This is a genomic window from Tenacibaculum sp. HL-MS23 (assembly GCF_032463465.1).
GTDB classification, from domain to species: Bacteria; Bacteroidota; Bacteroidia; order Flavobacteriales; family Flavobacteriaceae; genus Polaribacter; species Polaribacter bernardetii.
Map to the genome: position 1 here is coordinate 2,618,309 of NZ_CP135989.1, position 26,207 is coordinate 2,644,515.

24 protein-coding genes are annotated in these 26,207 nt (G+C 30.7%); 11 read left to right on the plus strand and 13 right to left on the minus strand.

The window, feature by feature from the left end:
- Positions 1–2 precede the first annotated feature (2 nt).
- The 3 genes from RRF68_RS12210 to RRF68_RS12220 are packed head-to-tail and all read left to right on the plus strand — an operon-like array spanning position 3 to position 3,395.
- Complete coding sequence (locus RRF68_RS12210; protein WP_275314903.1) at positions 3–1,325, plus strand: ABC transporter permease; 1,323 nt, start codon at positions 3–5, stop codon at positions 1,323–1,325.
- Positions 1,326–1,338: 13 nt separating this feature from the next.
- On the plus strand, positions 1,339–2,184 hold the full coding sequence (locus RRF68_RS12215) for a mechanosensitive ion channel family protein (protein WP_275314902.1): 846 nt from the start codon (positions 1,339–1,341) through the stop codon (positions 2,182–2,184).
- Between the two features lie 47 nt (positions 2,185–2,231).
- Complete coding sequence (locus RRF68_RS12220) at positions 2,232–3,395, plus strand: sigma-54 dependent transcriptional regulator (RefSeq protein ID WP_315944506.1); 1,164 nt, start codon at positions 2,232–2,234, stop codon at positions 3,393–3,395.
- A 100-nt stretch (positions 3,396–3,495) separates the two neighbouring features.
- On the opposite strand, the gene RRF68_RS12225 is transcribed toward RRF68_RS12220, so the two are convergent.
- Genes RRF68_RS12225 through RRF68_RS12235 form a run of 3 tightly spaced genes read right to left on the minus strand, consistent with a single transcriptional unit; the run spans position 3,496 to position 4,404 of the window.
- Positions 3,496–3,702: a hypothetical protein gene (locus tag RRF68_RS12225; RefSeq protein WP_315944507.1), complete on the minus strand. Its 207-nt coding sequence runs from the start codon at positions 3,700–3,702 to the stop codon at positions 3,496–3,498.
- Positions 3,683–4,045: a hypothetical protein gene (locus tag RRF68_RS12230; protein ID WP_315944508.1), complete on the minus strand. Its 363-nt coding sequence runs from the start codon at positions 4,043–4,045 to the stop codon at positions 3,683–3,685. Before RRF68_RS12230 ends, RRF68_RS12225 begins: the two co-directional genes overlap by 20 nt.
- The gene (locus tag RRF68_RS12235) at positions 4,045–4,404 is read right to left on the minus strand and encodes a YtxH domain-containing protein (RefSeq protein WP_218773144.1); all 360 of its coding nucleotides are present in this window, start codon (positions 4,402–4,404) and stop codon (positions 4,045–4,047) included. Before RRF68_RS12235 ends, RRF68_RS12230 begins: the two co-directional genes overlap by 1 nt.
- A 155-nt stretch (positions 4,405–4,559) precedes the next feature.
- On the opposite strand from RRF68_RS12235, the gene RRF68_RS12240 reads away from it, so the two are divergent.
- A complete protein-coding gene (locus RRF68_RS12240; protein WP_315944509.1) occupies positions 4,560–6,095 on the plus strand; it encodes a GH3 auxin-responsive promoter family protein in 1,536 nt (511 codons plus the stop codon).
- Here the strand turns inward: RRF68_RS12240 and RRF68_RS12245 are convergent.
- Positions 6,092–6,661 (minus strand): hypothetical protein, encoded by a 570-nt coding sequence (locus tag RRF68_RS12245; protein ID WP_275314899.1) that lies wholly within the window; start codon positions 6,659–6,661, stop codon positions 6,092–6,094. The genes RRF68_RS12240 and RRF68_RS12245 overlap by 4 nt on opposite strands.
- A 264-nt stretch (positions 6,662–6,925) precedes the next feature.
- Here RRF68_RS12245 and RRF68_RS12250 point away from each other — a divergent pair, with 264 nt between their 5' ends.
- The 3 genes from RRF68_RS12250 to RRF68_RS12260 all read left to right on the plus strand — a co-directional run bounded on the left by RRF68_RS12250 (position 6,926) and on the right by RRF68_RS12260 (position 8,293).
- Complete coding sequence (locus tag RRF68_RS12250) at positions 6,926–7,567, plus strand: peroxiredoxin (protein WP_315944510.1); 642 nt, start codon at positions 6,926–6,928, stop codon at positions 7,565–7,567.
- Positions 7,568–7,644: 77 nt separating this feature from the next.
- On the plus strand, positions 7,645–7,953 hold the full coding sequence (locus tag RRF68_RS12255; RefSeq protein WP_315944511.1) for a thioredoxin family protein: 309 nt from the start codon (positions 7,645–7,647) through the stop codon (positions 7,951–7,953).
- An 82-nt stretch (positions 7,954–8,035) separates the two neighbouring features.
- Positions 8,036–8,293, plus strand: a complete 258-nt coding sequence (locus RRF68_RS12260; RefSeq protein ID WP_315944512.1) for a DUF6952 family protein — start codon at positions 8,036–8,038, stop codon at positions 8,291–8,293.
- 80 nt (positions 8,294–8,373) lie between these two features.
- On the opposite strand, the gene RRF68_RS12265 is transcribed toward RRF68_RS12260, so the two are convergent.
- From RRF68_RS12265 to RRF68_RS12275, 3 genes are all read right to left on the minus strand, one after another.
- Positions 8,374–8,532 (minus strand): hypothetical protein, encoded by a 159-nt coding sequence (locus RRF68_RS12265; RefSeq protein ID WP_218773138.1) that lies wholly within the window; start codon positions 8,530–8,532, stop codon positions 8,374–8,376.
- Complete coding sequence (locus RRF68_RS12270; protein ID WP_315944513.1) at positions 8,525–9,961, minus strand: sodium:solute symporter; 1,437 nt, start codon at positions 9,959–9,961, stop codon at positions 8,525–8,527. Before RRF68_RS12270 ends, RRF68_RS12265 begins: the two co-directional genes overlap by 8 nt.
- A gap of 119 nt (positions 9,962–10,080) precedes the next feature.
- Positions 10,081–10,710, minus strand: a complete 630-nt coding sequence (locus tag RRF68_RS12275) for an NAD(P)H-dependent oxidoreductase (protein WP_315944514.1) — start codon at positions 10,708–10,710, stop codon at positions 10,081–10,083.
- Positions 10,711–10,952: 242 nt separating this feature from the next.
- Here RRF68_RS12275 and RRF68_RS12280 point away from each other — a divergent pair, with 242 nt between their 5' ends.
- Positions 10,953–12,224 carry a DUF2851 family protein gene (locus tag RRF68_RS12280; RefSeq protein ID WP_315944515.1) on the plus strand — a complete coding sequence of 424 codons (1,272 nt, stop codon included), beginning with the start codon at positions 10,953–10,955 and terminating at the stop codon, positions 12,222–12,224.
- A gap of 49 nt (positions 12,225–12,273) precedes the next feature.
- Here RRF68_RS12280 and RRF68_RS12285 read toward each other — a convergent pair whose 3' ends face one another.
- The 6 genes from RRF68_RS12285 to uvrA all read right to left on the minus strand — a co-directional run bounded on the left by RRF68_RS12285 (position 12,274) and on the right by uvrA (position 23,886).
- Positions 12,274–14,709 carry a zinc-dependent metalloprotease gene (locus RRF68_RS12285; RefSeq protein WP_315944516.1) on the minus strand — a complete coding sequence of 812 codons (2,436 nt, stop codon included), beginning with the start codon at positions 14,707–14,709 and terminating at the stop codon, positions 12,274–12,276.
- Between the two features lie 133 nt (positions 14,710–14,842).
- Positions 14,843–17,296 carry a thiamine pyrophosphate-dependent enzyme gene (locus RRF68_RS12290; RefSeq protein WP_315944517.1) on the minus strand — a complete coding sequence of 818 codons (2,454 nt, stop codon included), beginning with the start codon at positions 17,294–17,296 and terminating at the stop codon, positions 14,843–14,845.
- A gap of 116 nt (positions 17,297–17,412) precedes the next feature.
- On the minus strand, positions 17,413–19,167 hold the full coding sequence (locus RRF68_RS12295; RefSeq protein WP_315944518.1) for a hypothetical protein: 1,755 nt from the start codon (positions 19,165–19,167) through the stop codon (positions 17,413–17,415).
- 65 nt (positions 19,168–19,232) lie between these two features.
- Positions 19,233–20,195 (minus strand): hypothetical protein, encoded by a 963-nt coding sequence (locus RRF68_RS12300; protein WP_315944519.1) that lies wholly within the window; start codon positions 20,193–20,195, stop codon positions 19,233–19,235.
- 91 nt (positions 20,196–20,286) lie between these two features.
- A complete protein-coding gene (locus RRF68_RS12305) occupies positions 20,287–20,997 on the minus strand; it encodes a TIGR00730 family Rossman fold protein (protein ID WP_275314890.1) in 711 nt (236 codons plus the stop codon).
- 66 nt (positions 20,998–21,063) lie between these two features.
- Positions 21,064–23,886 (minus strand): excinuclease ABC subunit UvrA, encoded by a 2,823-nt coding sequence (gene uvrA / locus RRF68_RS12310; RefSeq protein WP_315944520.1) that lies wholly within the window; start codon positions 23,884–23,886, stop codon positions 21,064–21,066.
- 108 nt (positions 23,887–23,994) lie between these two features.
- On the opposite strand from uvrA, the gene RRF68_RS12315 reads away from it, so the two are divergent.
- From RRF68_RS12315 to RRF68_RS12325, 3 genes are read left to right on the plus strand one after another with little or no spacing between them, the layout of a single operon-like run.
- The gene (locus tag RRF68_RS12315; RefSeq protein WP_218773129.1) at positions 23,995–24,222 is read left to right on the plus strand and encodes a PspC domain-containing protein; all 228 of its coding nucleotides are present in this window, start codon (positions 23,995–23,997) and stop codon (positions 24,220–24,222) included.
- Complete coding sequence (locus RRF68_RS12320; RefSeq protein WP_218773128.1) at positions 24,219–25,223, plus strand: potassium channel family protein; 1,005 nt, start codon at positions 24,219–24,221, stop codon at positions 25,221–25,223. Before RRF68_RS12315 ends, RRF68_RS12320 begins: the two co-directional genes overlap by 4 nt.
- Positions 25,223–26,122, plus strand: coding sequence for an SDR family oxidoreductase (locus tag RRF68_RS12325; protein WP_315944521.1), 900 nt, complete (start codon positions 25,223–25,225; stop codon positions 26,120–26,122). Before RRF68_RS12320 ends, RRF68_RS12325 begins: the two co-directional genes overlap by 1 nt.
- Positions 26,123–26,207 lie beyond the last annotated feature (85 nt).

The following is a 26,207-nucleotide window of genomic DNA, read 5'->3' on the forward strand; positions in this document are numbered from 1 at the left end:
AAATGAGCAGATTACGATTAATTATAGAACGCGAGTTCATTGCTAAGGTTAGAAATAAATCGTTTATAATGATGACTTTTTTAAGTCCGTTATTAATGATTGGTATGGGTGCGCTGGTTTTTTTCTTGATGAAAAAAAATGACGAAAAAGTTAAGAAAATAGTTTATGTAGATGAGTCAGGTTTGTTTTCTAAAGATATCTTTAAAGATTCTAAAACAGTTAAATACGAAGATTTTACAGCACTCGGAATTGAAGAATCTAAAAAGAAGGTAGAGGATGGTGATTATTACGGAGCGCTATACATCCCTGAAATAGATAGCTTGGAAGTATTGGCAAATTCAATTGAGTTTTTCTCAAAAGATTCGCCAAGTATGTCAATCATGGGGAATTTAGAAAGCAAGGTTGATAAAACATTGCAAAACGAAAAGTTAACAAAATTCGGCATTGATTTAGCACAAATTAAAGCATCAAAAATGTCGACAGATATAAAAATGTTTAATTTCTCAGGCGAAAAATCTTCTAAATTAATAAACGGATTAAAAATTGCAATGGGTGGCTTAGCAGGTTATTTATTAATGATGTTTGTAATGATTTATGGTACTTCGGTAATGCGAAGTGTTATTGAAGAAAAAACAAGTAGAATAATTGAAATAATTGTTTCTTCAGTAAAACCTTTTCAGTTAATGTTAGGTAAAATTATAGGTAATGCATCTGCAGGTTTGTTGCAATTTTTCATTTGGGGAATTTTATTGTTGATATTTAGTTTAGTAGCTTCATCAGTTTTTGGAGTTGATATGGTAGAAATGCAATCTGCAAAAGTACCCGCAGAACAAATGGAAGCGATGCAAAAAGCAGCAGGAGGTAAAGGTGAAATGATTATTCAGGAAATACTTAGGTTGCCTTTGTTAAAAATGTTTTTCTTATTTATTTTCTATTTCTTAGGAGGTTATATGTTGTATAGCTCATTATTTGCTGCAGTAGGAGCCGCAGTTGATAATGAAACCGATACACAGCAATTTATGATGCCAATAATGTTGCCTTTAATTTTAGGAGTATATGTTGGTTTCGCTACAGTAATGAACGATCCTCATGGGCCTGTATCCGTAATTTTTTCATACATTCCTTTTACATCACCAATTGTAATGTTAATGCGTATTCCGTTTGGTGTAGCTTGGTGGGAAATAGCAATATCAATGTTAATCCTAATCCTTACATTTATGCTAATCGTATGGTTTGCAGCAAAAATTTACCGTGTAGGTATTTTAATGTACGGTAAAAAACCAACGTATAAAGACTTATGGAAATGGATTCGTTATAACGGTTAAATAATTATTTAAAATGAAAGATATATTAAAAGAGATCACAAGTTTTTTAAACATTAAAGTGCCTTTAGGGGGCAAGGAAATAGATATAACAGTAAAAACAATTTTATTGTTAATTATAGCCTTTATAATAGTAAGGTTTATTCTTAAGTATTTTAAAAAATTTGTAAAGAATAGGTTAGAAAAAGAGGATGAAAATAAGTTTGATACTATTTTTTCTTTTGCAAGTTGGCTTCTTTATTTAATCGTTTTTTCAATAAGTTTATCTTCTGCAGGTGTTAATTTAAGTGCAATATTAGTAGCGTCATCAGCATTATTAATAGGTATTGGTTTAGCATTGCAAACTTTTTTTCAAGACATTATATCTGGTGTTTTTATCATTCTTGATAAAAGTGTACATGTGGGCGATATTATAGAGTTAGATGATAAAGTTGGTAGGGTAGAAGAAATAAAACTGCGTACTACAAGAGCTGTAACGATTGATAATAGAGTATTGGTAATTCCTAATCATAAGTACTTAACGAATAGTTTGTATAATTGGACTCAAAACGGAACCACAACTCGTGAAAGCGTAAAAGTAGGTGTAGCCTATGGAAGCGATGTGCAGTTGGTTAAAAAATTATTGTTATCGGCAGCAATTTCTCATCCAAAAGTTTTTAGTCATCCAGAGCCAGTAGTGTTTTTTGAAAACTTTGGAGATAGTTCTTTAGATTTTAAACTTGTCTTTACATTAAATGATAGTTTTCAGGCACAAATACCAAAGAGCGAATTACGATTTAAGATAGATGAATTGTTTAGAGAAAACAATATTTCAATTCCGTTTCCTCAAAGAGATATTCATATTATTGAAAAGAAAGCATAGTGGCTTGGTTCTTGCATTTTAAAAATTATTAAAAAGATTATATATATATGTCGAAAATATTAATAATAGAAGATGAAGCTGCAATCCGCAGGGTGTTAAAAAAAATTATTTCAGAAGAAAATGATGCGTATCAGGTTGAAGAAGCTGAAGACGGATTATCAGGATTTGAAATGATTAAAAACAATGATTATGATTTAGTTTTATGTGATATTAAAATGCCAAAAATGGATGGTGTTGAGGTGTTAGAAAAAGCTAAAAAAATGAAACCAGAAACTTCTATAGTAATGATTTCTGGACATGGAGATCTTGATACCGCTGTAAATACGATGCGTTTAGGAGCATTCGATTATATTTCTAAGCCGCCAGATTTAAATCGTTTATTAAATACGGTTCGTAATGCTTTAGATAAAAAAGAATTGGTTGTAGAAAACAAGCGGTTAAAAAAGAAAGTAAGCAAGAATTACGAAATGATTGGTGAGAGTGATGCGATTATTCACATTAAAGAAATTATTGAAAAAGTAGCAGCTACCGATGCACGCGTTTTAATTACTGGTCCGAACGGAACCGGAAAAGAATTGGTGGCACATTGGTTACACGAAAAATCAGACAGAGTAAAAGGGTCAATGATTGAGGTGAATTGTGCTGCGATTCCGTCTGAATTAATAGAAAGTGAGCTGTTTGGTCATGTAAAAGGATCTTTTACAGGAGCAAATAAAGATAGAGCAGGTAAGTTTGAAGCCGCAAATGGAGGAACTATTTTCTTAGATGAAATTGGTGATATGAGTTTATCGGCGCAAGCAAAAGTATTGCGTGCTTTGCAAGAAAATAAGATTCAGCGTGTAGGCTCTGATAAAGATATAAAGGTAAATGTGCGTATTGTAGCAGCGACCAATAAAGATTTAAAAGAGGAAATTGCAGAAGGAAGATTTAGAGAAGATTTATACCATCGACTAGCGGTAATTTTAATAAAAGTACCAGCATTAAATGATCGAAGAAATGATATTCCGTTATTGGTAGATTTCTTTTCAGAGAAAATATCAACAGAACAAGGAATGCCAAAGAAAGGCTTTTCGAAAAGTGCCATTAAATTGTTGCAAGAATATGATTGGACAGGTAATATTAGAGAGTTGCGTAATGTAGTAGAACGTTTAATTATTCTTGGAGAGAAAGAAGTGTCAGAAAATGATATAAAATTATTTGCAAGTAAATAGGGATCGTAAAATTACGATTAAATATAAATACCTAGAAGATGTTTTAAAACATTTTCTAGGTATTTTTCGTTAAATAAAATTCCTGTATTCATATAGCACGTTATTTCATCATATTTTTTGCAAAATTATAAGCACCTAATTTACCAAGATTTGTTGCCAATGTTCTTATCCAATTAGCAATTGACAAATCTTCTTTTAACTGCTCTTTTATCAGTTTAATTTCTTCAACAGAAATATCACGTTTAAGACGTAGTTTTTTTAATTCGGTAGTTATTTCCTGACTGTTTTTATAGTGTTTCTTCATCATCAAAATATTTTTCAGATAAACTTTTAATAACAAAGTTATCTATACGGTTTCTTACTAAATATGCAATAAGTCCAAAAGCAAAAAAAAGTAATGCGACTAAAATATATCCTAAAAAAGGATTGTTTAAATACTTACCAATAACTGATGACATTGCAACAGCTAAAAATATAAAGGCAATAAGTATAAAAATACCTACAATAGCAAAATTAAAAATCATGCTAAGAGAAGAGGTTAAAACCTGAAAAACTTTTAACTTATAGTATTTTTCAGAATTTTTAATAAAATCCTCGCCTTTTTCGATCGCTCTTTCTGAATTTGTGTGTAAAGATTTAAAAACAGACATTATTTAGTTTGTAATTTTTTATTCTTAGCCTTTAATGTTTTAAGACGCAATTCTAAGTTAGAGATTACATCTTCAGCCTTGTAACTAGCGTCCGTAATAATGGTGTCTAATTTTTCTTCTAACGTATGACTTTTTGTACTTAAAGTATCAGAAACATTGTTTTTTAAAGCTTCAGCTCTTGTAGCAACTTCGTCTTTAAGGTGTGTAGCTTCTGTAACAATAGTTTCTTTTGCAGAAACAGCGCCATCTGCTATTTTTTGTCTTGTTTTACTTCCTTTATCTGGTGCAAATAACACCCCAATTCCGGCACCAACTGCCATTCCTACTAATACTCCAAAAATATTTTTATCATCACTCATGTTTATCTTATTTTTAGGTTAATAATTATTTATGCTACAAAGGTAATTGAGAAGAGAAGCAAGGCTTGACTCAAAAAATATTAATGTTAACTCAATAGCTATTTTTATGCTGTTTAATGCTTTTTCTTGCTTATTTTTGATAAAAATTAAGGTTTATGGCAGTTTTAGGAGGTATTATAAAAGGAATTATTGATATGGCAAACGTATTAGTAAAGAGTGATAATCATATAGAAAATCAAGAAAAGGTTTTAAATGACTTATTAACTACAGCTAAAAATACACAGTTTGGTAAGCAATATAAATTTGAAGAGATCTTAAAAACACCACAATTAGCAGTTCCGTTTGCTAAAGAAGTTCCTTATTTTGATTATGACACAATGAATAAAGAGTGGTGGTTTAAGTTACATGAAGGACAAGAAAATGTAACATGGCCTAATAGTCCAGATTATTTTGCGTTAAGTTCAGGTACAACAGGATCAGAAAGTAAAAGAATACCTGTTACTAACGAAATGTTAGAAGCTATAAGACAATCTGGAATTAAACAAGTGTTGGCTCTTAAAAACTTCGATTTGCCTTCTGATTTTTTTGAGAAAGAAATTATGATGTTGGGTAGTTCTACCGATTTAAATCAACGAAAAGATGACAAAGAAGAAGGTGAAATAAGCGGTATAACTGCAAGTAATATTCCGTTTTGGTTCAAAAGTTATTATAAGCCAGGTGAAGATATTGCTAAAATTGGTGACTGGGATACACGTGTACAAAAAATTGCTGAAGATGCAGAAAAATGGGATATTGGTGCTTTAAGCGGCATTCCTTCTTGGATAGAATTAATGTTGCAAAAAGTAATAGCATATCACAACCTAACTAATATTCACGAAATATGGCCAAACCTTCAAGTCTATACTTCAGGAGGTGTGGCGTTCGGCCCATATGAAAAAAGTTTTAAAGCTTTATTAGGAAAAGAAGTTACGGTGATAGATACCTATTTAGCATCCGAAGGATATATTGCAACACAAGTAAGACCAGAAACAGACGCAATGCAGTTAAATACAAATGAAGGTATTTATTTTGAATTTGTTCCTTTTAAACCCGAGTATATACTCTCGGACGGATCGTTAAAAGATGACGCACCTTCTGTTGGCTTAAAAGATGTAGAATTAAATCAAGATTATGTTTTAATAATAAGTACGGTAAGTGGTTTGTGGAGATATCTTATAGGTGATACAATTGAATTCACGGATGTTGAAAGAGCAGAAATTAAAATTACAGGTCGAACTAAGTTTTTCTTAAACACGGTTGGGTCGCAATTATCTGTTAATAAAATGGATGCAGGAATGAAGCATTTAGAAGAGCAGTTTAATACACAAATAACAGAATATACTATTTGTGCAAAACGACATAAAGATGATGAGTTTTATCATACTTGGTATATCGGAACAGATTTAAAAGAAGATGAATCGCTAGTTGCTGAAAAATTAGACACATTTTTAAAAGAAGCAAATAAAAATTACAAAGTAGCGAGAAGTAAAGCTTTAGAAGGGGTAAAAGTGAATATAATACCTGCTGCTATTTTTCATAGTTGGAGCGAGAGAAATAAGAAAAAAGGAGGTCAAGTAAAAATGGAGAGAGTTATGGGAAGTGAGAAATTTACAGAGTGGGAAGCCTTTGTAAAAGAAGCTTTAAAAGCTTAAGGTTTTAAAGTAACATTATCACGATCGTTAACTAGTTGCATAATTTCTTCTGGAGATAAATAATAACGCTTCATTCTGTTTTTATATGTTTGTGTTATATCGGCATGATTTAAAATGAAGTTTTTAGTTTTCATAATATAATCTTCCATTCCTTGCTGAACAGCAAAATGATCCGCTTTTCTTTCGGCGTTAATAATGTGTTTTTCGAGAAGGATATATTTAAAACCAAACCATATTAATTGAGAATTACTCATTTCTTCATAATCCATAATATGCCCAAGTTCATGACCAATCCAACCAACAAACACATCATAAGGAATATCTCTTGTTCTTAATTCGGTACCTGAGATTTTAAATTTTTCGCTGATGAAAATAACATAATGCCTTGGTTTTTTTCCAAATAAAACGGTTAAAAACTCAGGTTGCGCTTGCATAGTCGATTTTTTAATGTCCTTTTTAAATTTAAAAGTAATAGGTATGTTTTCTAAAGAAGGAAAGTACGAAAGTGCTTTTGTAACCTTGGTTAAAATTTCTTTAGGAATTGTTTTGTTTTTTAAATTGTTCATAGGTATAATTAAGTTGCATCAAAAATAATAGAAAAACTACAGTTAAATTAACGTATATAAAACTATAATTAACTCTTTTAGCGTATATATTTAAAAGATAAGCTAAAAACTTGAAATAGTATAAAGTAATAATTACAGCTATTAGGTATAAGTAAAATTGATATAAATATAAAAAATTAGCATCAATTTTTTTCTGTTCTACTTGTTTTGCTTGGTATATTTGTACTCGTTAAAATGAATAATAATCAATAAAAAAATATAAAAATGGCAACAGCAGTAGGTAAAAAATTTCCAGATTTAAATGTAGATGCAATGAACGAAATGGGAGATACGTTCAAAATAAATGTTTTAGAAGAAGCAGTAAATAACAAGAAAAAAGTATTGTTATTCTGGTATCCAAAAGACTTTACTTTTGTTTGTCCTACCGAGTTACATGCTTTTCAGGCTGCATTAGGAGAATTTGAAAAAAGAAATACAATTGTAATTGGTGCCTCTTGTGATACTCCAGAAGTTCACTTTGCATGGTTAAATCAACCAAAAGATAACGGAGGAATTGAAGGTGTTACATACCCAATTTTAGCAGATAGTAATCGTAATTTATCATCAATCTTAGGGATTTTAGATATTTCTGATGAGGTTTTTGATGAAGCAACTCAAACAGTACAAGTTGTTGGAGATAATGTAACATATAGAGCTACTTATTTAATTGATGAAGAAGGAACTGTTTTTCATGAAGGAATTAACCACATGCCAGTAGGTCGTAATGTAAATGAATTTTTACGTTTAATTGATGCTTATGCTCACGTTCAGAAAAATGGAGAAGTATGTCCTGCAAACTGGGAAGAAGGTAAAACAGCAATGAAGCCAAACGCAAAAGGAACAGCTGAGTATTTAGCAGCAAACTAATAATACTAAGAAAGGAGCACGTTCGTGTACTAATTGGGGGATGAAATACACGAACTCCTTTCTAATAAAATAAAACTATGGTACAAGAATTAAGTCAAGATAATTTAGCAAATTTAGTAGCAAACAATAAAAAAGTAGCGGTACAGTTTTCGGCAACTTGGTGTGGTAATTGTCGTATTATGAAACCAAAATTTAAGAAATTAGCTTCTGAAAATGAAGCAATGGTTTTTATAATTGTTGATGCAGAAAAATTTCCTGAAAGCAGGCAATTGGCAGATGTAAGTAATTTACCAACCTTTGCCACTTTTGTAGATGGTAAGTTTGTAAACCAAGCACAAACCAATAAGTTTGATGTGTTAAAAGATTTAGTTAACGAAGTAATATAATTTCTATCAGCTAGCGCAAAGTGGCGATACTATAATAATAAGGTCTCAACTTTGCTAGACCTGAAAAAAACAGAAAAAAGTTATGAAATTACCAGTTATAAAACACTTAACTTCATTTATTGAAGAAAACGATCAGGATTATATACTAGAAACGATTGAAACATTAGAAGCTTTAACAGAAGTTCCTTCATTAAAAGATGAGGAATTAGATGTTATTGGTGAGTTGATATCTAATATGTATGGTGCTATTGAAGTTGATAAAATGATTAAAGATGGTACCCCTAAAAAAGAAGCGTTAAATAATTTTATGAAACGTGTTTTAGGATCAATTGATAAATAGTTTTAAGATTTATATACTAAAAATCCCGAGTTTTAAAGCTCGGGATTTTTTTGTTGAAGTATTGCTTGAAACAAATAAAGCTATTCCGTTTCTTTTTGTTCATTCATCTTTTTTACAAGGGCTTTTAAACGCTCTTTATTTCGTTGTTTTTCGAGTTTTACCTTGCTCTCTTTCTGTTTCATTAAGCGCGTATGTTTGGCTTTATTAACAGTGTTTTTTGCTTTTCCTTTTTTAGGCATTTTTAGATTTTTTTATAGCTAACAATCCGAAGAAAGTAATAAATCCGTTTAATACTAATACAAAGAATCCGAAGTCGAAATTTAATTGCGACTTGCTAAAAATACTTATCAAATAAGTAAGTATTGGCGATGCAATGCAAATAGCAGGAACTAACTTGTCTTTTACATTTAGCTTGGTAAATAATCCGAAGGCATATAAACCTAATAATGGCCCATAAGTATAACCTGCAAACTGAAATATTTTAGCAATCACGCTGGCATCAGCAATAAAATATTTAAAAACTAAAATTGTTGCAATTAATATGATTGAGAATAAGATATGTATTTTTTTTCGTGTTCTTTCTTGATTTTTTTCTTTTTTATCAATTTCTAAAATATCAATACTAAAAGAAGTTGTTAAAGAAGTTAATGCGCTATCGGCACTTGAATAAGCGGCAGCTATTAATCCTAGTAAAAAGAATAAAGAAGTTGCTAAGCCTAACTCGCCACTCATGGCAATCGTTGGGAATAATTGATCTTTGTGTGCGTTAATTTCGTTTGTAGTAGCATAATCGGTTAATAAAACACCCAATGCTAAAAAGAAAAAGTTTACAATTACTAACACAAGCGTAAACCAAAACATATTTTTTTGTGCATCTTTTAAGTTACGACATGTTAAGTTTTTTTGCATCATGTCCTGATCTAAACCTGTCATTACAATAGCTATAAATGCACCTGAGAAGAAGCGATTCCAAAAATAATTTCCAGATTTCCAATCCTCAAAAAAGAACATTTTAGATAATTTGTTGTCTGATATATAAGAAGCTAAGCTTTCTATTTGCATTTCATCTTTAATGGTAACAATACAAACTCCTACGGCGATTAGCATAAATAAAGTTTGTAAGGTATCCGTCCAAACAATCGTTTTTATTCCTCCTTTAAAAGTGTATAACCAAATTAATAAAATAGTAATGGTTACGGTTACCCAAAATGGAATTCCGTATGCATCAAACAAAATTAATTGCAATACATTGGCTACTAAAAATAATCGAAAAGCAGCACCTACAGTTCTTGATAATAAGAAAAAAGAAGCTCCGGTTTTATAGGAATATCTACCAAAACGATCTTCTAAATAGGTGTAGATAGAAGTAAGGTTTAGTCGGTAATATAACGGGAGTAATATCAAACCAATAACAGCATAACCAACAACATAACCCAATACCATTTGCATATAGCTCATTTGTTGTCCTTCAATCCAACCAGGAACAGAAATAAAAGTTACACCCGATAAAGAAGCGCCAATCATACCAAAGGCAACTAAATACCAAGGAGAAGAATTATCTGCTTTAAAAAAAGTATTATTGTTTGCCGATTTACCAGTGATGTAAGAAATAAGAATTAGTACCCCAAAATAGGCAAGAATAAGGAGTATTATGTGTAGTGGTTGCATACGGTTTAATTATGAATTACGAATGTACTAAATTGTAATTGTAAATTAAATGCAAAGGGTTTAATAAATTTTAAATGAACGGAATTGAAATCTTTCAATTCCGTTCATTTATTTTAAGATTACATTTCTATAATTACGTCTTCTATATTTTTACGAACCTTTTTTAGATCTTTCATATAATCGTCTTCCGCTCTAAAACCAACAGGCAATACTAAAACAGATGTTAAATTATGTTTGTCTAAACCTAAAATCTCATCATATTTTTCAGGAATAAAACCTTCCATTGGGCAAGAGTCTATTTGCTCGTTTGCTGCAACAGTCATTAAATTACCCAAGGCTATATATGCTTGGTTTTTGTTCCAAATAGTTAATTCTTCTTGCTTTTTGCTAGCTATTGAAGAACTCAACATTTCTTTAAACGGATTTAAAATTTTATCAGGAGTATTTCTGATGTTTTTTACCAATGAAAAATAAGAATCAATATCTTTAGTAGTGTATTCTTTTGGAATACATAAAACCAATACATGTGACGCTTGTAATACTTGTGGCTGATTCCAAGAATGAACAACTAGTTGCTCTTGAATTTCTTTATTTTTAATAACGACCATTTTAATTGGTTGCAATCCGTATGAAGTAGCTGTTAAATTAAAAGCTTCTTTTAAAATGTTTATTTGTACTTCTGAAAGTGATTTATTTTCGTCGAATTTTTTAACAGCATAACGCCATTTTAAATTTTCTATACTGTTCATTCTAATTTATTTAGATTACAAAATTACAATAGCTTTTAATAAAAACAACTATTTGATTATTATAAAAATTGATGAGCCAATAAATTTAATCTTTCATTTTGTTTTACTCGAAAAGGTTAAAGTTGAATGAGTTGTTTTTCTATGATTAATGCTTTTGTTGAAGTGTTTAAATTGCTGATAAAAAGTGGTTTAGTAATATTTTTATATCTTAATGGTCAAAAAATAATTGCTAACTCCGGATTATGAAAGAAGATTTTCTACATTTTTTATGGCAAAATAAGTTGTTTCCTTCGAGCAGCTTAAAATCTGTAGCTAACGAAACGATTCAAATAATTAAATCCGGGACTCATAATTTAAATACTGGACCAGACTTTTTAAATGCGCATCTTAAAATAAATAATCAATTATGGATTGGGAATGTTGAAATTCACATCAACTCATCTGATTGGTATTTACACAAACACGAAGAAGATAAAAACTATGATGCCGTAATTTTACATGTAGTTTGGCAACATGATTCAGCTGTTTTTATGAAAAATAATAAGCCATTACCAACTCTTGAGTTGCATGGTTTAATTGATAAAAACGTACTTAATAATTATCAATCGTTATTTTCTAAACAACTTCGTTGGATTCCGTGTGAGCAAGAAATTAATGAAGTAGATTCTTTTTTGATGAGTAATTGGTTAGAGCGATTGTATTTTGAGCGATTAGAAAACAAGGCGGTATTAATAAAAGAGTTATTAGTGAAATCAAATAATGATTTCGAGAGTGTTTTATTTCAATTATTAGCTAAAAATTTTGGATTGAAAATTAATGGAGAAGCTTTTTTACAGTTAGCGCAATCGTTTGAGTTTTCAATTTTAAAAAAAGTCCGTTTTAATGAATTCCAATTGTCAGCTTTATTATTCGGACAAGCAGGATTTTTAGAGAGTGAAGTAGAGGATTCGTATTTTATTCAATTAAAAAACGAATATGCATATTTAAAGCATAAATATAAGTTACTGCCAATTTCTAATAGTTTATTTCAATTTTTTAGAATGCGACCAACAAATTTTCCTACTATTCGAATAGCACAGTTAGTAGCGTTGTTTTTTAAATATCAAAATTTGTTTTCTAAATTGATGGAGTTAAATAAACTAGAAGATTTTTATGATTTGTTTTCAGTAGCAATAGCTGATTTTTGGAAGACACATTATACGTTTGAAACCGAATCAAAAAAATCAGCAAAAAAACTCACAAAATCATTTATAGATTTATTGTTGGTAAACACTGTTTTGCCGTTAAAGTTTGTGAACGAACAAATTAGAGGAGAAGTAAATAGTGAAGGTTTTTTTAAATTGATGCAACAAATAAAGCCAGAGAGAAACTCAATAATAACTAAGTTTTCAGATTTAAATATTACAGCTAAAAATGCTTTTGAAAGTCAGGCTTTATTAGAGCTTAAAAACAACTATTGCGCAAAGAAACGCTGTTTACAATGCGCAATAGGTACTAGTTTGTTAAGAAAGTAATAATGTTATATCGAGCGGAGTCGATAGTTAAAGATTACTCGAGATACTATTATTTTTTAGGGTTTAAAATTGCATCAATCTTTGCGATACAGTCTTTGTAATGGTATTTTGTAATACTATTTACAGCTCTTTTACTAGCATTGTTTGTTAAATACTTTAAAGAAGTTAACTCACCGCGAGAAATTGAAGAAATATCAGAGTTTTTAGCGCTCTTACTATTCAGTAAAAGACCTAGTCTGTCAATAAAATTCTTTTGTAAATTTCTTCTATAAACAGTTACGTTTTTAGTTGAATTAGCTTCAGAAAAAACACCTTTTCTAAGATCTTTAACCATATCTGCTGCAGCATAAAAATCATCACTAGTAACTTCCGAATTAGTCATTCTTTGTAAGCGGGATTCACTCAATAAACTACTTAAATGACGATTTTGTAAACGCCCTATTCTTTCAACATAGCCCGTGTGATTAATGTTTGCTAAAATATTTTTATCTAATAACCAATTTGGTGTGGTGAAGGTGTTTTTTAATAACCAATTTAACGATTCTTTTTGTTTGCTTTTTGCTAATACCGAATACACATTACCTTGTTGATTAGGTTTTTTGTTATCTTCAAAAACACCACCAATATTACCAACTACATGGTTTATATAACGATTCCAAACGCTTAATAATTCTCCGTATAATTCATTTAAATCGGCATAATCATTGGTTTGGTCAGAGGTCCATTCAGGTAAATTTTTAGCAACGATTTTTAGATTTTTAATTCCGTAAGAACTTGCTTTTATTAAATCGTTTCCAATACCTTCTGTTTGGGAAGCAGGATCAAATCCACCTCTACGTTGATACCCAAATTTATAAATAGGATCACCTGCTTTTTCATCAATCCATTTATCTAAAGTTTTTACTTCGTCTTTAGGAGTCGTAGCAGTAGGAATTATACGGTATCCCCAATTAATAGAGTAATGGTCATAAGGTCCTAACTGACGAATAAAACGAATGTTTTTATCTTCAGGTTGTGCTACATAATTATAACGAGCATAATCCATAATAGTTGCTGCGATTCCGTTTTTTTGAGTAAAATCACCATCTCGTAAAGATTCTGTTGGGTATGCATAACTTGCGGCCATATTATGAGGTAAACCTAATGCGTGTCCGATTTCATGAGCAATAACCATTCTCATCATTTCTCCAATTTCTTCATCAGGAGTATCTAAGGTTCTAGCAGAAGGATTTGCAGCACCAGTTTCTAATAAATACCTGTTTCTGTATGAACGTAAATGATTGTGATACCAAATAATATCACTTTCAATAATTTCACCAGAACGAGGATCAGAAACACTTGGCCCAACGGCATTTCTTGTAGTACTTGCCACATATCTTATTGAAGAATATCTAATGTCTTCCATGCTAAATTCTGGGTCTTCTTCCTTGCTCGGTGGCATCTTCGCCATAATAGCATTTTTAAATCCAGCAGTTTCAAAAACTCCAGCCCAATCATCTACACCTTGTTTTATATACTTGCGTAATTTTTTTGGCGTTGCCGGATCTAAATAGTAAACAATCGGTTTAATAGGTTCAACCAATTCTCCTCTTGCGTAAGCTTCTTTATCTTTTGGTTCTAACCTCCAGCGGCTAATATACCTTTTGCTATCTGCTTTTAATTTTTCTGAATTATAATCTACTGTTCCAACAGTAAAATACCCAACACGTTTGTCAAATAAACGCGGTGTCATAGGTTTTTCTGGTAGTAAAATCATTGACTGATTCATTCTGATACTAATGGTACCTGCATTTCTGTTTGAAGGTGGTTTACTTGCATCAAAAGTAAAATCTTGTATAACTTCAATATTTTTAGGATAACTTTTTATGGTATTGATAAAGCTTCTTTTGCTATCCAATTTTTTTACTTTGTATTGGGTTCTTGATCTACTTCCTATTCCGCTAATTGCTTTAACATCTGAAGAGAAAAATTTAGTAACGTTAATTAAAACAGCAGAAGAATCTTTGCTTTCTGTTTTGATATCAAACGCATATAAAATAGGTTCTAAATTGTTTGATTTTACCGATTTGTAAATTGGTAAAGAATCGTTTGCAATGGCATTATAAGATTTTATTTTTAGGAGGATTTTCTTTTTAAATTGCTCCCAAACGACAACTTGCTCGTTTGTTTTTGAACCAGCATTTATATAACCTCCTCCAAAATTTGAAGGCAATTCTTTAATTCGACTTACTAAAAGCATTTCTTTTCCAAATAAACTTTTCGGAATTTCATAAAAGTATTCTCCTTCGTTTTCATGAACTTTAAATAAACCTTCGTCAGATTTTGTGTCTTTTTTTACAAAATCAGAGTATTTTTTTGTCTTATTTTTAGGTTTAGATTTCTCGGTTGAAGTTTCTTTTTTATTCTTTGATTTTCGTCTTTGCGCATTTATTTCTGAAGGAAAAACAAATGCTAATAATAAAGATAATATTAGTAGTTTTTTCATTGTTTGTGTTGAGTTTTTAATATAAAATTTACTAAAATACCAAAAAGGTAGAACTTTTAAACTTATTGTTTTGTTAAAAAAAAATCCCAAACATTTACGTTTGGGATTTTTAATGATTATTGTAATATTATGCTTAGTACAAGCTTTTAAATTTAGCAGGATTTGCTTCATTCATAATCTCGTATACTTTCTCAAAAATATCTTCAGCAGATGGTTTAGAGAAGTAATCTCCGTCTGTACCATAAGCAGGCCTGTGTGCTTTTGCAGTTAAGGTTTGTGGTTTACTATCTAAGTGTTTGTATCCATTTTGATTTTCTACAATTTCTTGTAATAAATAAGCAGAAGCTCCACCTGGTACATCTTCATCAACTACTAATAAACGATTTGTTTTAGCAACCGACTTTACTGTATCGTGATTTAAATCAAAAGGTAATAAACTTTGTGCATCTACAATTTCGATATCGATACCTACTTGTGCTAATTCTTTAGCAGCTTCTTCTACAATTCTAAGCGTAGAACCGTAAGACATTACAGTAATATCTGTTCCTTCTTTTATTGTTTCAACAACACCAATTGGTGTTTTAAATTCTCCTAAATTGGTAGGTAATTCTTCTTTTAAACGGTATCCGTTTAAACATTCTACTACTAAAGCAGGATCATCACCTTCTAATAAAGTGTTATAGAACCCGGCAGCTTTGGTCATGTTTCTTGGAACCAAAACATGAATTCCGCGAATATTATTTATAATTCCACCCATTGGCGAACCAGAATGCCAAATACCTTCTAGTCGGTGACCACGAGTACGAATAATTAGCGGTGCTTTTTGTTTGCCAAAAGTACGGTAACGAAGTGTTGCCAAGTCGTCGCTCATAATTTGTAAAGCGTATAAAAGGTAATCTAAATACTGAATTTCAGCAATTGGACGTAAACCACGCATTGCCATTCCAATACCTTGCCCTAAAATTGTAGCTTCACGAATACCTGTATCAGAAACTCTTAGTTCGCCATATTTTTCTTGCAAACCTTCTAAACCTTGATTTACATCACCAATATATCCAGCATCTTCTCCGAAAATTAAAGCTTCTGGGTATTTATTAAAGATAGCATCAAAATTATCACGCATAATAACACGTGCATCTACTAAGTTTTTCTCAGCAGCATATGTTGGTGTTTCAGCAGTAATTTTTTCTGTAGCTAATGCTGTTTCACTTAATAGGTGAGCAGAAAATTTTACAGCAGCATTATCTATAGATGCTTTAATAAAGTTTTGAAGTGTTGTTTTTTCTGCAAAATCTTCATCCTTTAAGTAACGTAATGTTTTACGGCCAGCAACCAAAATATCTTTTCTGATAGGTTCAGTAATCGCCGATAAATCATTTTTATATTTATTGATAAATGAAGCATTGTTACTTTTTTGAGCTACTTTTTCTAGCAAATCAACAGCAGCAGCAACTTCTTCTTTTATTTCATTTGTGTAAGCACTCCAAGCATCACGTTTTGCTTTGCTAACTTCTTTTTTAGTTTCTTTATCTATTTTTATTAAATCCTCTTCAGAATCAATAAATTTTAAAGTAGTTCCGTCTTCATTTTGTAATTCGAATTCTAAAATCCATTTACGCATCTGAGCAAGACAATCAAATTCTTGTTCCCACTGTAAACGCTCTGCAGATTTATACCTTTCGTGAGAACCAGAAGTAGAGTGTCCTTGTGGTTGTGTTAATTCTTTTACATGAATTAAAACAGGTATATGTTGTTCTCTTGCAATTTTTGAAGCTTTGTTATAAACATCAATTAATTGTACATAATCCCATCCGTTTACAACAAAAATTTCGTAACCGTTTGTATCGTTTTCTTTTTGAAATCCTTTTAAAATTTCAGAAATACTTTCTTTTGTCGTTTGATGTTTTGCGTGTACTGAGATTCCGTATTCATCATCCCAAACATTCATTACCATTGGTACTTGCAACACACCAGCAGCATTAATAGTTTCGAAGAATAAACCTTCAGAAGTACTTGCGTTACCAATTGTACCCCAAGCAACCTCATTACCTTTATTAGAAAAGTCAGTAAAACTTTCTAAACCATCTACATTACGGTAAATTTTAGAAGCTTGTGCTAAACCTAATAAACGTGGCATTTGACCTGCGGTTGGAGAAATATCTGCAGAAGAATTTTTCTGAGCAGTTAAGTTTTTCCAATCTCCGTTTTCATCTAAAGAATGTGTAGCAAAATGTCCTCCCATTTGGCGACCAGCAGACATTGGCTCGGCATCTATATTTGTATGACCATATAATCCAGCAAAAAATTGTTGAGGAGTTAATTGGTTAATTGCCATCATAAAAGTTTGATCACGGTAATAACCAGATCTAAAATCTCCATTCTGAAAAGCTTTAGCCATCGCTAATTGTGGTACTTCTTTACCGTCACCAAAAATTCCGAATTTTGCTTTACCTGTTAAAACTTCTCTACGTCCTAATAAACTACATTCTCTACTTAAGCGTGCAATTCGATAGTCGTTTAAAACTTCATTTTTAAAATCTTTAAAAGAAAGTTGTTGAGTGTTAGCTATTTCGGTCTTTTGCTTCATTATCTTCTGGTTTTGGTGTGCTTACAAAGATAGTTTTTTTAGTTGAAATTTAAAAATTTCAACTATTACTGAATATTCTTCAAAAAAATCAAAAAAAAGAAGTTTTGTTGAAGTATCTATAATAAACCTCTTCTAAGGAAATTATAAATTCTGTCAATACTTGTGGTGATTACAAATCTAATCTTTGTAGGATATGCTTCTTGTGTAACCTCAAAACCTTCGTTAGTGTAAATAGGAAAGTAAAATTCAAAAATATTAGGGATAAAATTTAAACGTATTCCGTTCTCGTAAAAAAAGTTAGGTGAGGTATCTCTATTTTTAAGCATTGCAACATCATTATAAAATTCTGCCCATTTATATACACTAACACTTGTGTTTATTGATGTTATTAATTGATTCGAAAATTGAGGTTTACTATATTTTGATTTAAAACCAGCTTGGTCAATTACAAATTGCTGACTAAAAATTCCTTCGTTTTCAGAACGCCCAAATAAGTTTTGTTCAAATAAATAATCAGAACCACGATTTAATCCGAAACTAAAATAATCTCCTTCAGATTTGTTATGTAAAAAAAATCCTCCAAAAAAACGAACATCAAAACTTTTGTCCGCCGAGAAAAACTTACGATAACGAAAATCGGTTGTTATTTTACTAAAACTAGAGTTTAATTCCGCATTAATAGCATATTGAGTTCTTTTAATTGCATTAAAATTAGAGTTGATATACCTTAAGTTAAGAACATTATATTTATCACTGGCCTCTTTGGTTTTGCCTAATTCCACTTGTTTATTAACGCTAATTAACCTGGCAATAAAAAGTTTTAATCCGTTTTCGCGTAATGTATTTCTCCTAAACTGAATGCTAACAGAAGGAGCAAACGTAGTGTAATATAACTCTGGTGCATAGTGAAAACTACTTCCGCTAAAACCATAACGAATTTTATAAATTTTAGTTTTCTTAAAAAAATGATTGTAAGAAAAACCGTAGGATCCTGAAAAATTATTGCTTTTTGTACTGAAATTGGGCGTTAGGCTAAATTCGAAATTATGGCTTATCACAGCTTGATTATTGATGTTTACTCCTAAAATTACACCGTCATATAAATTATATTTAAAATCGGGATAATAAAATAATTGATTGTAATAAGGGTTTTCAACATCTGTAAAAAACTGAAAATCTATTGGTTTATTGATAAGTGTATTGTTAACATTTCTGAAATTATCGAGGGAATTATATTCCGGGTAAATGTTTTCGTAATTTAAAGCAAGTTTATCAAAACCTCCTTTTTTAATTTTAATTTTTTTTATAGAATCGGTTCCTGTAACCCATTTTTTAAATATAACCTTCTTTTTTTGGATACCGTATAAAGCTATTGGAGAAGGTATATTTCTTTTGTTTTTTATAGTAACAAGTAAAGAGTCTTTTCCTCTCGTTGTTTTTATTTTAGAAATCTTGTAATCTATTTTTTTACTAGTCTTTAAATAATCATTAAAAAACCATTCTAAATTTTTTGAAGTGTTTTTTTGAAGTAACTCTTTGAATTGATTACTGTTTGTTTCTTTTAATTGATTTTTAGCGTAGAATTCTTTTAAAGACTGAGTCAAAGTATCACCTCCGATATAATCTTGAAGATAGAGCAATCCTAACCCAGATTTGTATTCGCTAACAACCTTTTGGTTAAAATTAGAAAGAGAGTCAGAAGGAGTATTTAATGGTTGGTCATAAAATTTACGTGCACTAAATTGATATACAAAAGAGTATTTATCATTTTGCTTTAGTTTTGATAAATTATATGTTTTAATAGGCCAGTATTTAGCGTATTTACCCAAAACAGTAATATTTGGATAATACTCATCAATATACTTCATCATTAAAAAAGTTTCTAAACCATTTGTAAGCCAATAATCTGTTCGCTGGTTTAGTATTAATGCATCATTTATATATCTTTTAGAAAGTGCTTTAAAAAAGTTGATTTCCCACCTGAAATTCTCAGGAAAAGGTTTAAGCCATCTAGGAAGTCCGTAAATTTCATGTAACGAATTTTTTTAATGGTGGCAGCATCAATAAAAATTTCATTATGTGGATGTTTGCCTAAAAAACCCTCAATAAAGTCAATTTGTTTATTTATTATTTTGGCAGTAGTGTCTCTAGGTATATTTTTTAAATTTGTGTCTGTTATTATTTTTTTGTCTTTTAATTTAAAGGATTTGAATTGATTTAGGGAGTCAATGTGAAGAAAAATATCTTTTCTTTTTTTACCTTTTAAATAATAGAGCGTGTTACTCTTTTGCTTAATTTTCTTTTGAGGCAGATTACTTTCAATAGTATATTTTTTAGGAATAGAAATGTTTATAGTGTAGTTTGTTAGGTTTTCATATAAATCATCAATATTTAAATTGCTCATCAGTTGCCATTTTTTATTATAAACAGCAGGTGTAATATGCCAAAATCGTAAGTGATATCCGTTTTTAGTTTTTCCGTATCCTGTAAATTTAGCACTTGGAATTTTCACAATATAATTTGTAGCTATAATTAAGCTGTCATTTGGTTTTAAAAGACCTTTTAAAGGTATTTCAATTATATCAGGCTGATTTTCTTTTACATTAAAAGTAGCTTTTTTATTGTTTACTGTAATCTCATGTATTTTGGTAAAACCTTTATCTTTTTCTTTAGAAAAGTAAAAGTCTTTTTTATAATCTTCTATAAGACGTTTTCCTAGTGGAGTATTTTTGTCTTTATAACTATTAGACCAGTTATGTAAAAAAATAGTATTTAATGTATCTGAAGAATTATTATAGTAAACAGTTTTTTGATTGATGTGAAGTAAATCCTTTTTATCATCTAGTTTTGCATCTATTTCAATAGTATTCGTTTGCGCTGTTACTGTATAACAGGACATGAAAAGTGAGATAAAAAAGAGGAGTAATTGATGTTTCAAATTAAAGATAAAAGCTCGTTGAAGAATCAACGAGCTTTTTATGTAATTATTTTTAAAAGTTTGGTTTTAATTCGTTTTTCTTGTAAAATTTATTAAAGTGCTCTACAGCTTCATCAGCAGTATCAACAACTCTAAATAAATCTAAATCTTTTTCACTAATATTACCTTCTTCTAACAAGGTGTTTTTTATCCAGTCTAATAAACCTGCCCAGAATTTTGTTCCTACTAAAACAATAGGAAAACGACCAATTTTGTTAGTTTGAATTAATGTGATTGCTTCAAAAAGCTCATCCATAGTACCAAAACCACCTGGCATTACAACAAAACCTTGAGAATATTTAACGAACATAACTTTACGAACGAAAAAATAATCGAAGTTTAAGTTTTTATCACGGTCAACCCAAGGATTATCGTGTTGTTCGAAAGGTAATTCGATATTTAATCCAACCGAAGTTCCTTTTCCTCTATGCGCTCCTTTATTACCAGCTTCCATTATTCCTGGTCCACCACCGGTAATTACTCCAAATCCGTTTTCAGTTAATTTAAAACCAACTTCTTCAGCTAGTTTATAATAAGGGTCATCTGTTTTTGTTCTTGCAGAACCAAAAATAGACACACAAGGTCCTATTTTACTTAATTTTTCGTACCCTTCAACAAACTCGGCCATGATTTTAAAAATAGCCCAAGAATCGTTTGTTTTTATTTCATTCCAAGTTTTTGGTTGTAATTTTTCTTTAATTTTTCTGTCATCGTTCGGACTCATACTCATAAATTCTTTTATAATTAATGTAACAATTTATATTGCTAATTTACATCTTTAGCAAGCTTGCTAATTTAGTTCTTTTTTTAAAAACTTAGCAGTATAACTTGTTTTATGTTTAGCTACTTTTTCAGGAGATCCCGTGGCTAAAACATTTCCGCCATTTTTACCGCCTTCCATACCAATATCAATAATGTAATCAGCAAGTTTAATCACATCCATGTTGTGTTCAATAATTAACACGGTATTTCCTTTGTTAGCTAATTCATTTAAAACATCCATTAAAACACGAATATCTTCAAAATGTAAACCTGTGGTAGGTTCATCTAAAATGTAAAAAGTGTTTCCGGTATCTCTTTTTGATAATTCTGATGCTAATTTTATACGTTGTGCTTCTCCACCAGATAGTGTAGTTGATTGTTGCCCTAAAGTAATATACCCTAAACCAACATCTTTAATTGTTTTTAGCTTGCGATATATTTTAGGAATATGCTCAAAGAAGTTTGTAGCTTCATTAATCGTCATGTCTAAAATATCAGAAATCGATTTTCCTTTATAACGAATTTCTAACGTTTCTCTATTAAAACGTTTTCCTTGGCAGGTTTCACATTCTACCTGAACATCTGGTAAAAAATTCATTTCAATAACGCGAACTCCACCTCCTTGACAAGTTTCACAACGACCGCCTTTTACATTAAAACTAAAACGACCAGGTTTATAACCGCGAATGGCAGCTTCTGGAGTTTTAGCAAATAAACTACGGATTTCTCCGAAAGTACCTGTGTAGGTTGCAGGATTTGAGCGTGGAGTTCTACCAATAGGAGATTGGTCAATATCAATTACTTTATCGATATGTTCTAGGCCTTCAATCTTTTTATAAGGCATTGGTTTTTTTACACCACGATAAATATGGGCATTTAAAATAGGATATAATGTTTCGTTTATCAAAGTAGATTTCCCGCTTCCTGAAACTCCGGTAACACAAATCATTTGCCCTAAAGGAAACTTTACAGAAACATTTTTTAAGTTGTTTCCTGATGCTCCGGATAGTTTAATAAAATTACCATTTCCTGCTCTTCTTTCTTTCGGAACAGCAATTTCTTTTCTTCCTGTTAAGTAATCTGCAGTTAAAGTGTCGTGCGATTTTAAATCTTCAAAAGTTCCTGCGCTTACAATTTCACCTCCGTGCACACCTGCACCCGGACCAATATCGAAAACAAAATCGGCTTGTTCAATCATGTCTTTGTCGTGTTCAACAACTAAAACCGAATTACCAACATCACGTAATTTAATAAGTGATTTTATTAGTTTTTCATTGTCTCGTTGGTGTAAACCAATACTTGGCTCATCTAAAATATATAAAACGCCAACTAATTGGGAGCCAATTTGGGTGGCTAATCGAATTCGTTGTGCTTCACCGCCAGAAAGTGATTTAGAAGTTCTGTCTAAAGTTAAATAATCTAACCCAACATCTAATAAAAACTGAATTCTAGTTCGGATTTCTTTTAGTATTTCAGCAGCAATTATTAATTGTTTTTCAGAAAGGCTACTTTCAATATTTTTAAACCAAGTAGCTAGCTCGGTAACATCCATTTGTGCTAAATCACTAATGTTTTTATCAACAACTTTAAAATGGAGCGCTTCTTTTTTTAATCTTTTACCTTCGCAAACAGAACAGCTAACTTCATCCATAAAGTCTTTTGCCCAGCGTTTAATAGAAGTGCTTTCTGCATTTTTATGTTGATTATCTATAAATGCTATAATTCCTTCAAAATCTATTTCGTAATTTCTAGTTACACCAAGATCTTTAGAGTTGATTTCAAATTTATCATTACCACCGTGTAAAATAATATGCATCGCGTCTTGCGGGATTTTATTTATCGGGTCGGTAAGTTTAAAATTGTGTCTATCGGCAATAGTTTGTAATTGTTTAAAAATCCAACTACTTTTTTGTTCTCCTAAAGGAATAATTCCGCCTTTTTTAATTGAAATGGTATGATCTGGAATTACCTTTTTCTCGTTAATTTCATTGGTAATACCTAAACCGTTACAATTAGAGCATGCACCTCTTGGTGAGTTGAATGAAAATGTATTTGGTTCTGGATTCGGGTATGCAATTCCGGTTGTAGGACACATCAATTCGCGACTAAAATAACGAGGCTTTTCATCGTCAACATCAACCACCATTAAAATATTATTTCCGGTATATAAAGCTGTTTTTATAGTTTCTTCTAAACGTTTTTCTGATTTTTCGTTTATAATTAAACGATCTATAACTACTTCAATATCATGAGTTTTGTATCTGTCAAGTTTCATTCCTTTTACAATCTCTTTTATTTCTCCGTCTACACGAACGCGGACAAAACCTTGTTTAGAAATTTGTTCGAAAAGCTCTCGATAATGCCCTTTTCTAGATTTAATTAAAGGCGCAAGAACTGCGATGCGCTTTTCATTAAAATCTTTTAAAATTAGTTGCCTGATTTGCTCATCAGAATAACTTACCATTTTCTCGTTTGTATTGTAAGAATATGCATCCGAGGCACGAGAAAAGAGTAAACGAAGAAAATCGTAAATCTCGGTAATAGTTCCTACGGTAGAACGCGGACTTTTATTAGTCGTCTTTTGTTCGATAGAAATTACGGGCGATAATCCATCAATTTTATCAACATCAGGTCTTTCTAATCCGCCTAAAAACTGACGAGCATATGCCGAAAAAGTTTCAATATATCTACGCTGTCCTTCAGCATAAATAGTATCGAAAGCTAGTGATGACTTTCCGCTACCACTTAAGCCAGTAATAACCACCAGTTTTTCTCGAGGTATTTTTACATCGATGTTTTTTAAATTGTGAGCGCGTGCTCCGTATACTTCTATGTACTCTTGTTCTTTCAAAGTGAGATTTTTACGAAAAGCAAAGTTACAGAAACCAAATTTATTTTAAAGCCGATGTTATAAACAAATCATTGTAAATTGGTACCTTGCAATGAAAATAAGTTAATTATGAAATTTATTCATTCGGTACGTCATTTTTTTGAACGCCATGGTTTTGCAGTGTCTTCAAGGTTGGCAGATCGTTTAGGTATGCGAGCTACCAATGTGCGATTGTTTTTTATTTACATATCTTTTGTAACCGTGGGTTTATCTTTTGCTTTATATTTAACAATGGCATTTGTATTAAAATTAAAAGATATGATTTACACTAAAAGAACCTCTGTTTTCGATTTATGATAAATAATGTATTTAAATCAAGGTTATACAAAGCAATCTTATTTTCAGTATTAATTTTATCAATAGGAGTAGGAGGGTATTTAATAATATTCAATTATTCTTTTATTGATGCTTTATATATGACTATAATTACCATAACCACTATTGGTTTTGGAGAAGTTCATCCTTTTGGTACAGGAGAAAAAATATTTACGATAGGTTTAATATTATCAAGTTTATTTATTTTCGGTTATGCAGTATCCTCGTTTTCTGAATATTTAATAAGCGGTCAGTTTTTTCGTCAACTAAAAATAAAAAAAGTGCAAAAAAAAATAGAAAAGTTAAAAGGGCATACTATTGTTTGTGGTTATGGTAGAAATGGGAAGCAAGCAATAGCTAAATTAAATAGCTACAAAAAAGACGTTGTTGTTATAGAAATGCATGAGGATATTATAAAGCAATTAGACGAAAAAGGAATATTAAATATAGAGGGAGATGCAACAACCGATGAAGCATTATTAAAAGCAGGTATTTTAAATGCCGCTAATTTAATTACCGTTTTACCTTCGGATGCTGATAATTTATTTGTAGTGTTAACAGCAAATCAATTAAATAAAGACTCAAAGATAATAAGTAGGGCGTCTAAAGAAACTTCTTATAGCAAGCTTAAAATAGCAGGAGCAGATAATGTAATTATGCCTGATAAATTAGGAGGTGCGCATATGGCATCTTTAGTTGTTACGCCTGATGTTATAGAATTTGTAGATAGATTAACTATAGAGGGCGATACAACAGCGAATTTAGAAGAAATAGCGATAGATAACCTGCCTAAGGAGTATTTAAATAGCACCATTTTAGATTTAGATTTGCGTAAAAAAACAGGATGCACTGTAATTGGCTATCGAACTACGGATAAAGAATATATCATAAATCCAGATGCTTCGGTAAAGTTAACAGCAGGCGCAAACTTAATTGTTTTAGGTCGCCCAGAGCAAATAATTAAATTAAGAGAGTTGTTTTAATGAAAAATATAGTTGTTACCGGAAGTAATGGTTTACTTGGGCAAACCTTAGTAAACCTTTTATTAAAGGATAAAGAAAAATATACTGTAAGCGGATTTTCTAGAGGGGAAAATAGAAGTCGTAAAACCAATTTTAAATATGTTTCTGTTGACCTTACTGATAAAAAAATACTTCTTAAAAACTTAACAGCATGCAAGCCTGATGTTATTGTTAACACGGCAGCAATGACAAATGTTGATGCTTGTGAAGATGATAAAAAAGCATGTGATCTATTAAATATAGGTGTTGTAGAATCGTTAAAAGAATATTCAGAAGTAAATAACATACATTTAATACATATATCTACCGATTTTATATTTGATGGTGAAAGTGGTCCTTATAAAGAAACCGACACTCCAAATCCGCTAAACTATTACGGAGTATCTAAATTGAAATCAGAAAATATTTTAACAGCCTCTAAAATAGATTATGCGATTCTTCGCACTATTTTGGTATACGGCAAAGTGTTTGATATGACCCGAAGTAATATTGTATTGTGGGTAAAGAAGAGTTTAGAGGATAAAAAAGAAATTACAATTGTTAAAGATCAATTTCGTATGCCTACTTATGTTGAAGATTTGGCGCAAGCGTGTAAAATAGTAATAGATAAAAAGTCTACAGGGATTTTTAATATTTCATCAAACACGTTATTAAGTATTTATGAGATTGCACAGCAAATAGCAGATGTTTTTAAATTAGATAAAAGTTTGATTAAACCGATAGCAACAAATGATTTAAATCAAAAAGCAATTAGGCCATCTAAAACAGGATTTGATTTATCTAAAACAAATAAAGAATTAAATTTTCAACCAAAATCATTTAAAGAAGATTTGCGAAAATTTAAAGAAAAGATAATGTAAAGCCACATTTAACGCATAAAACTTGTCGGAAGTGCATTTTTTTTAGGATATTGCGCATTACAAAATATAAAAACTAACATATTTA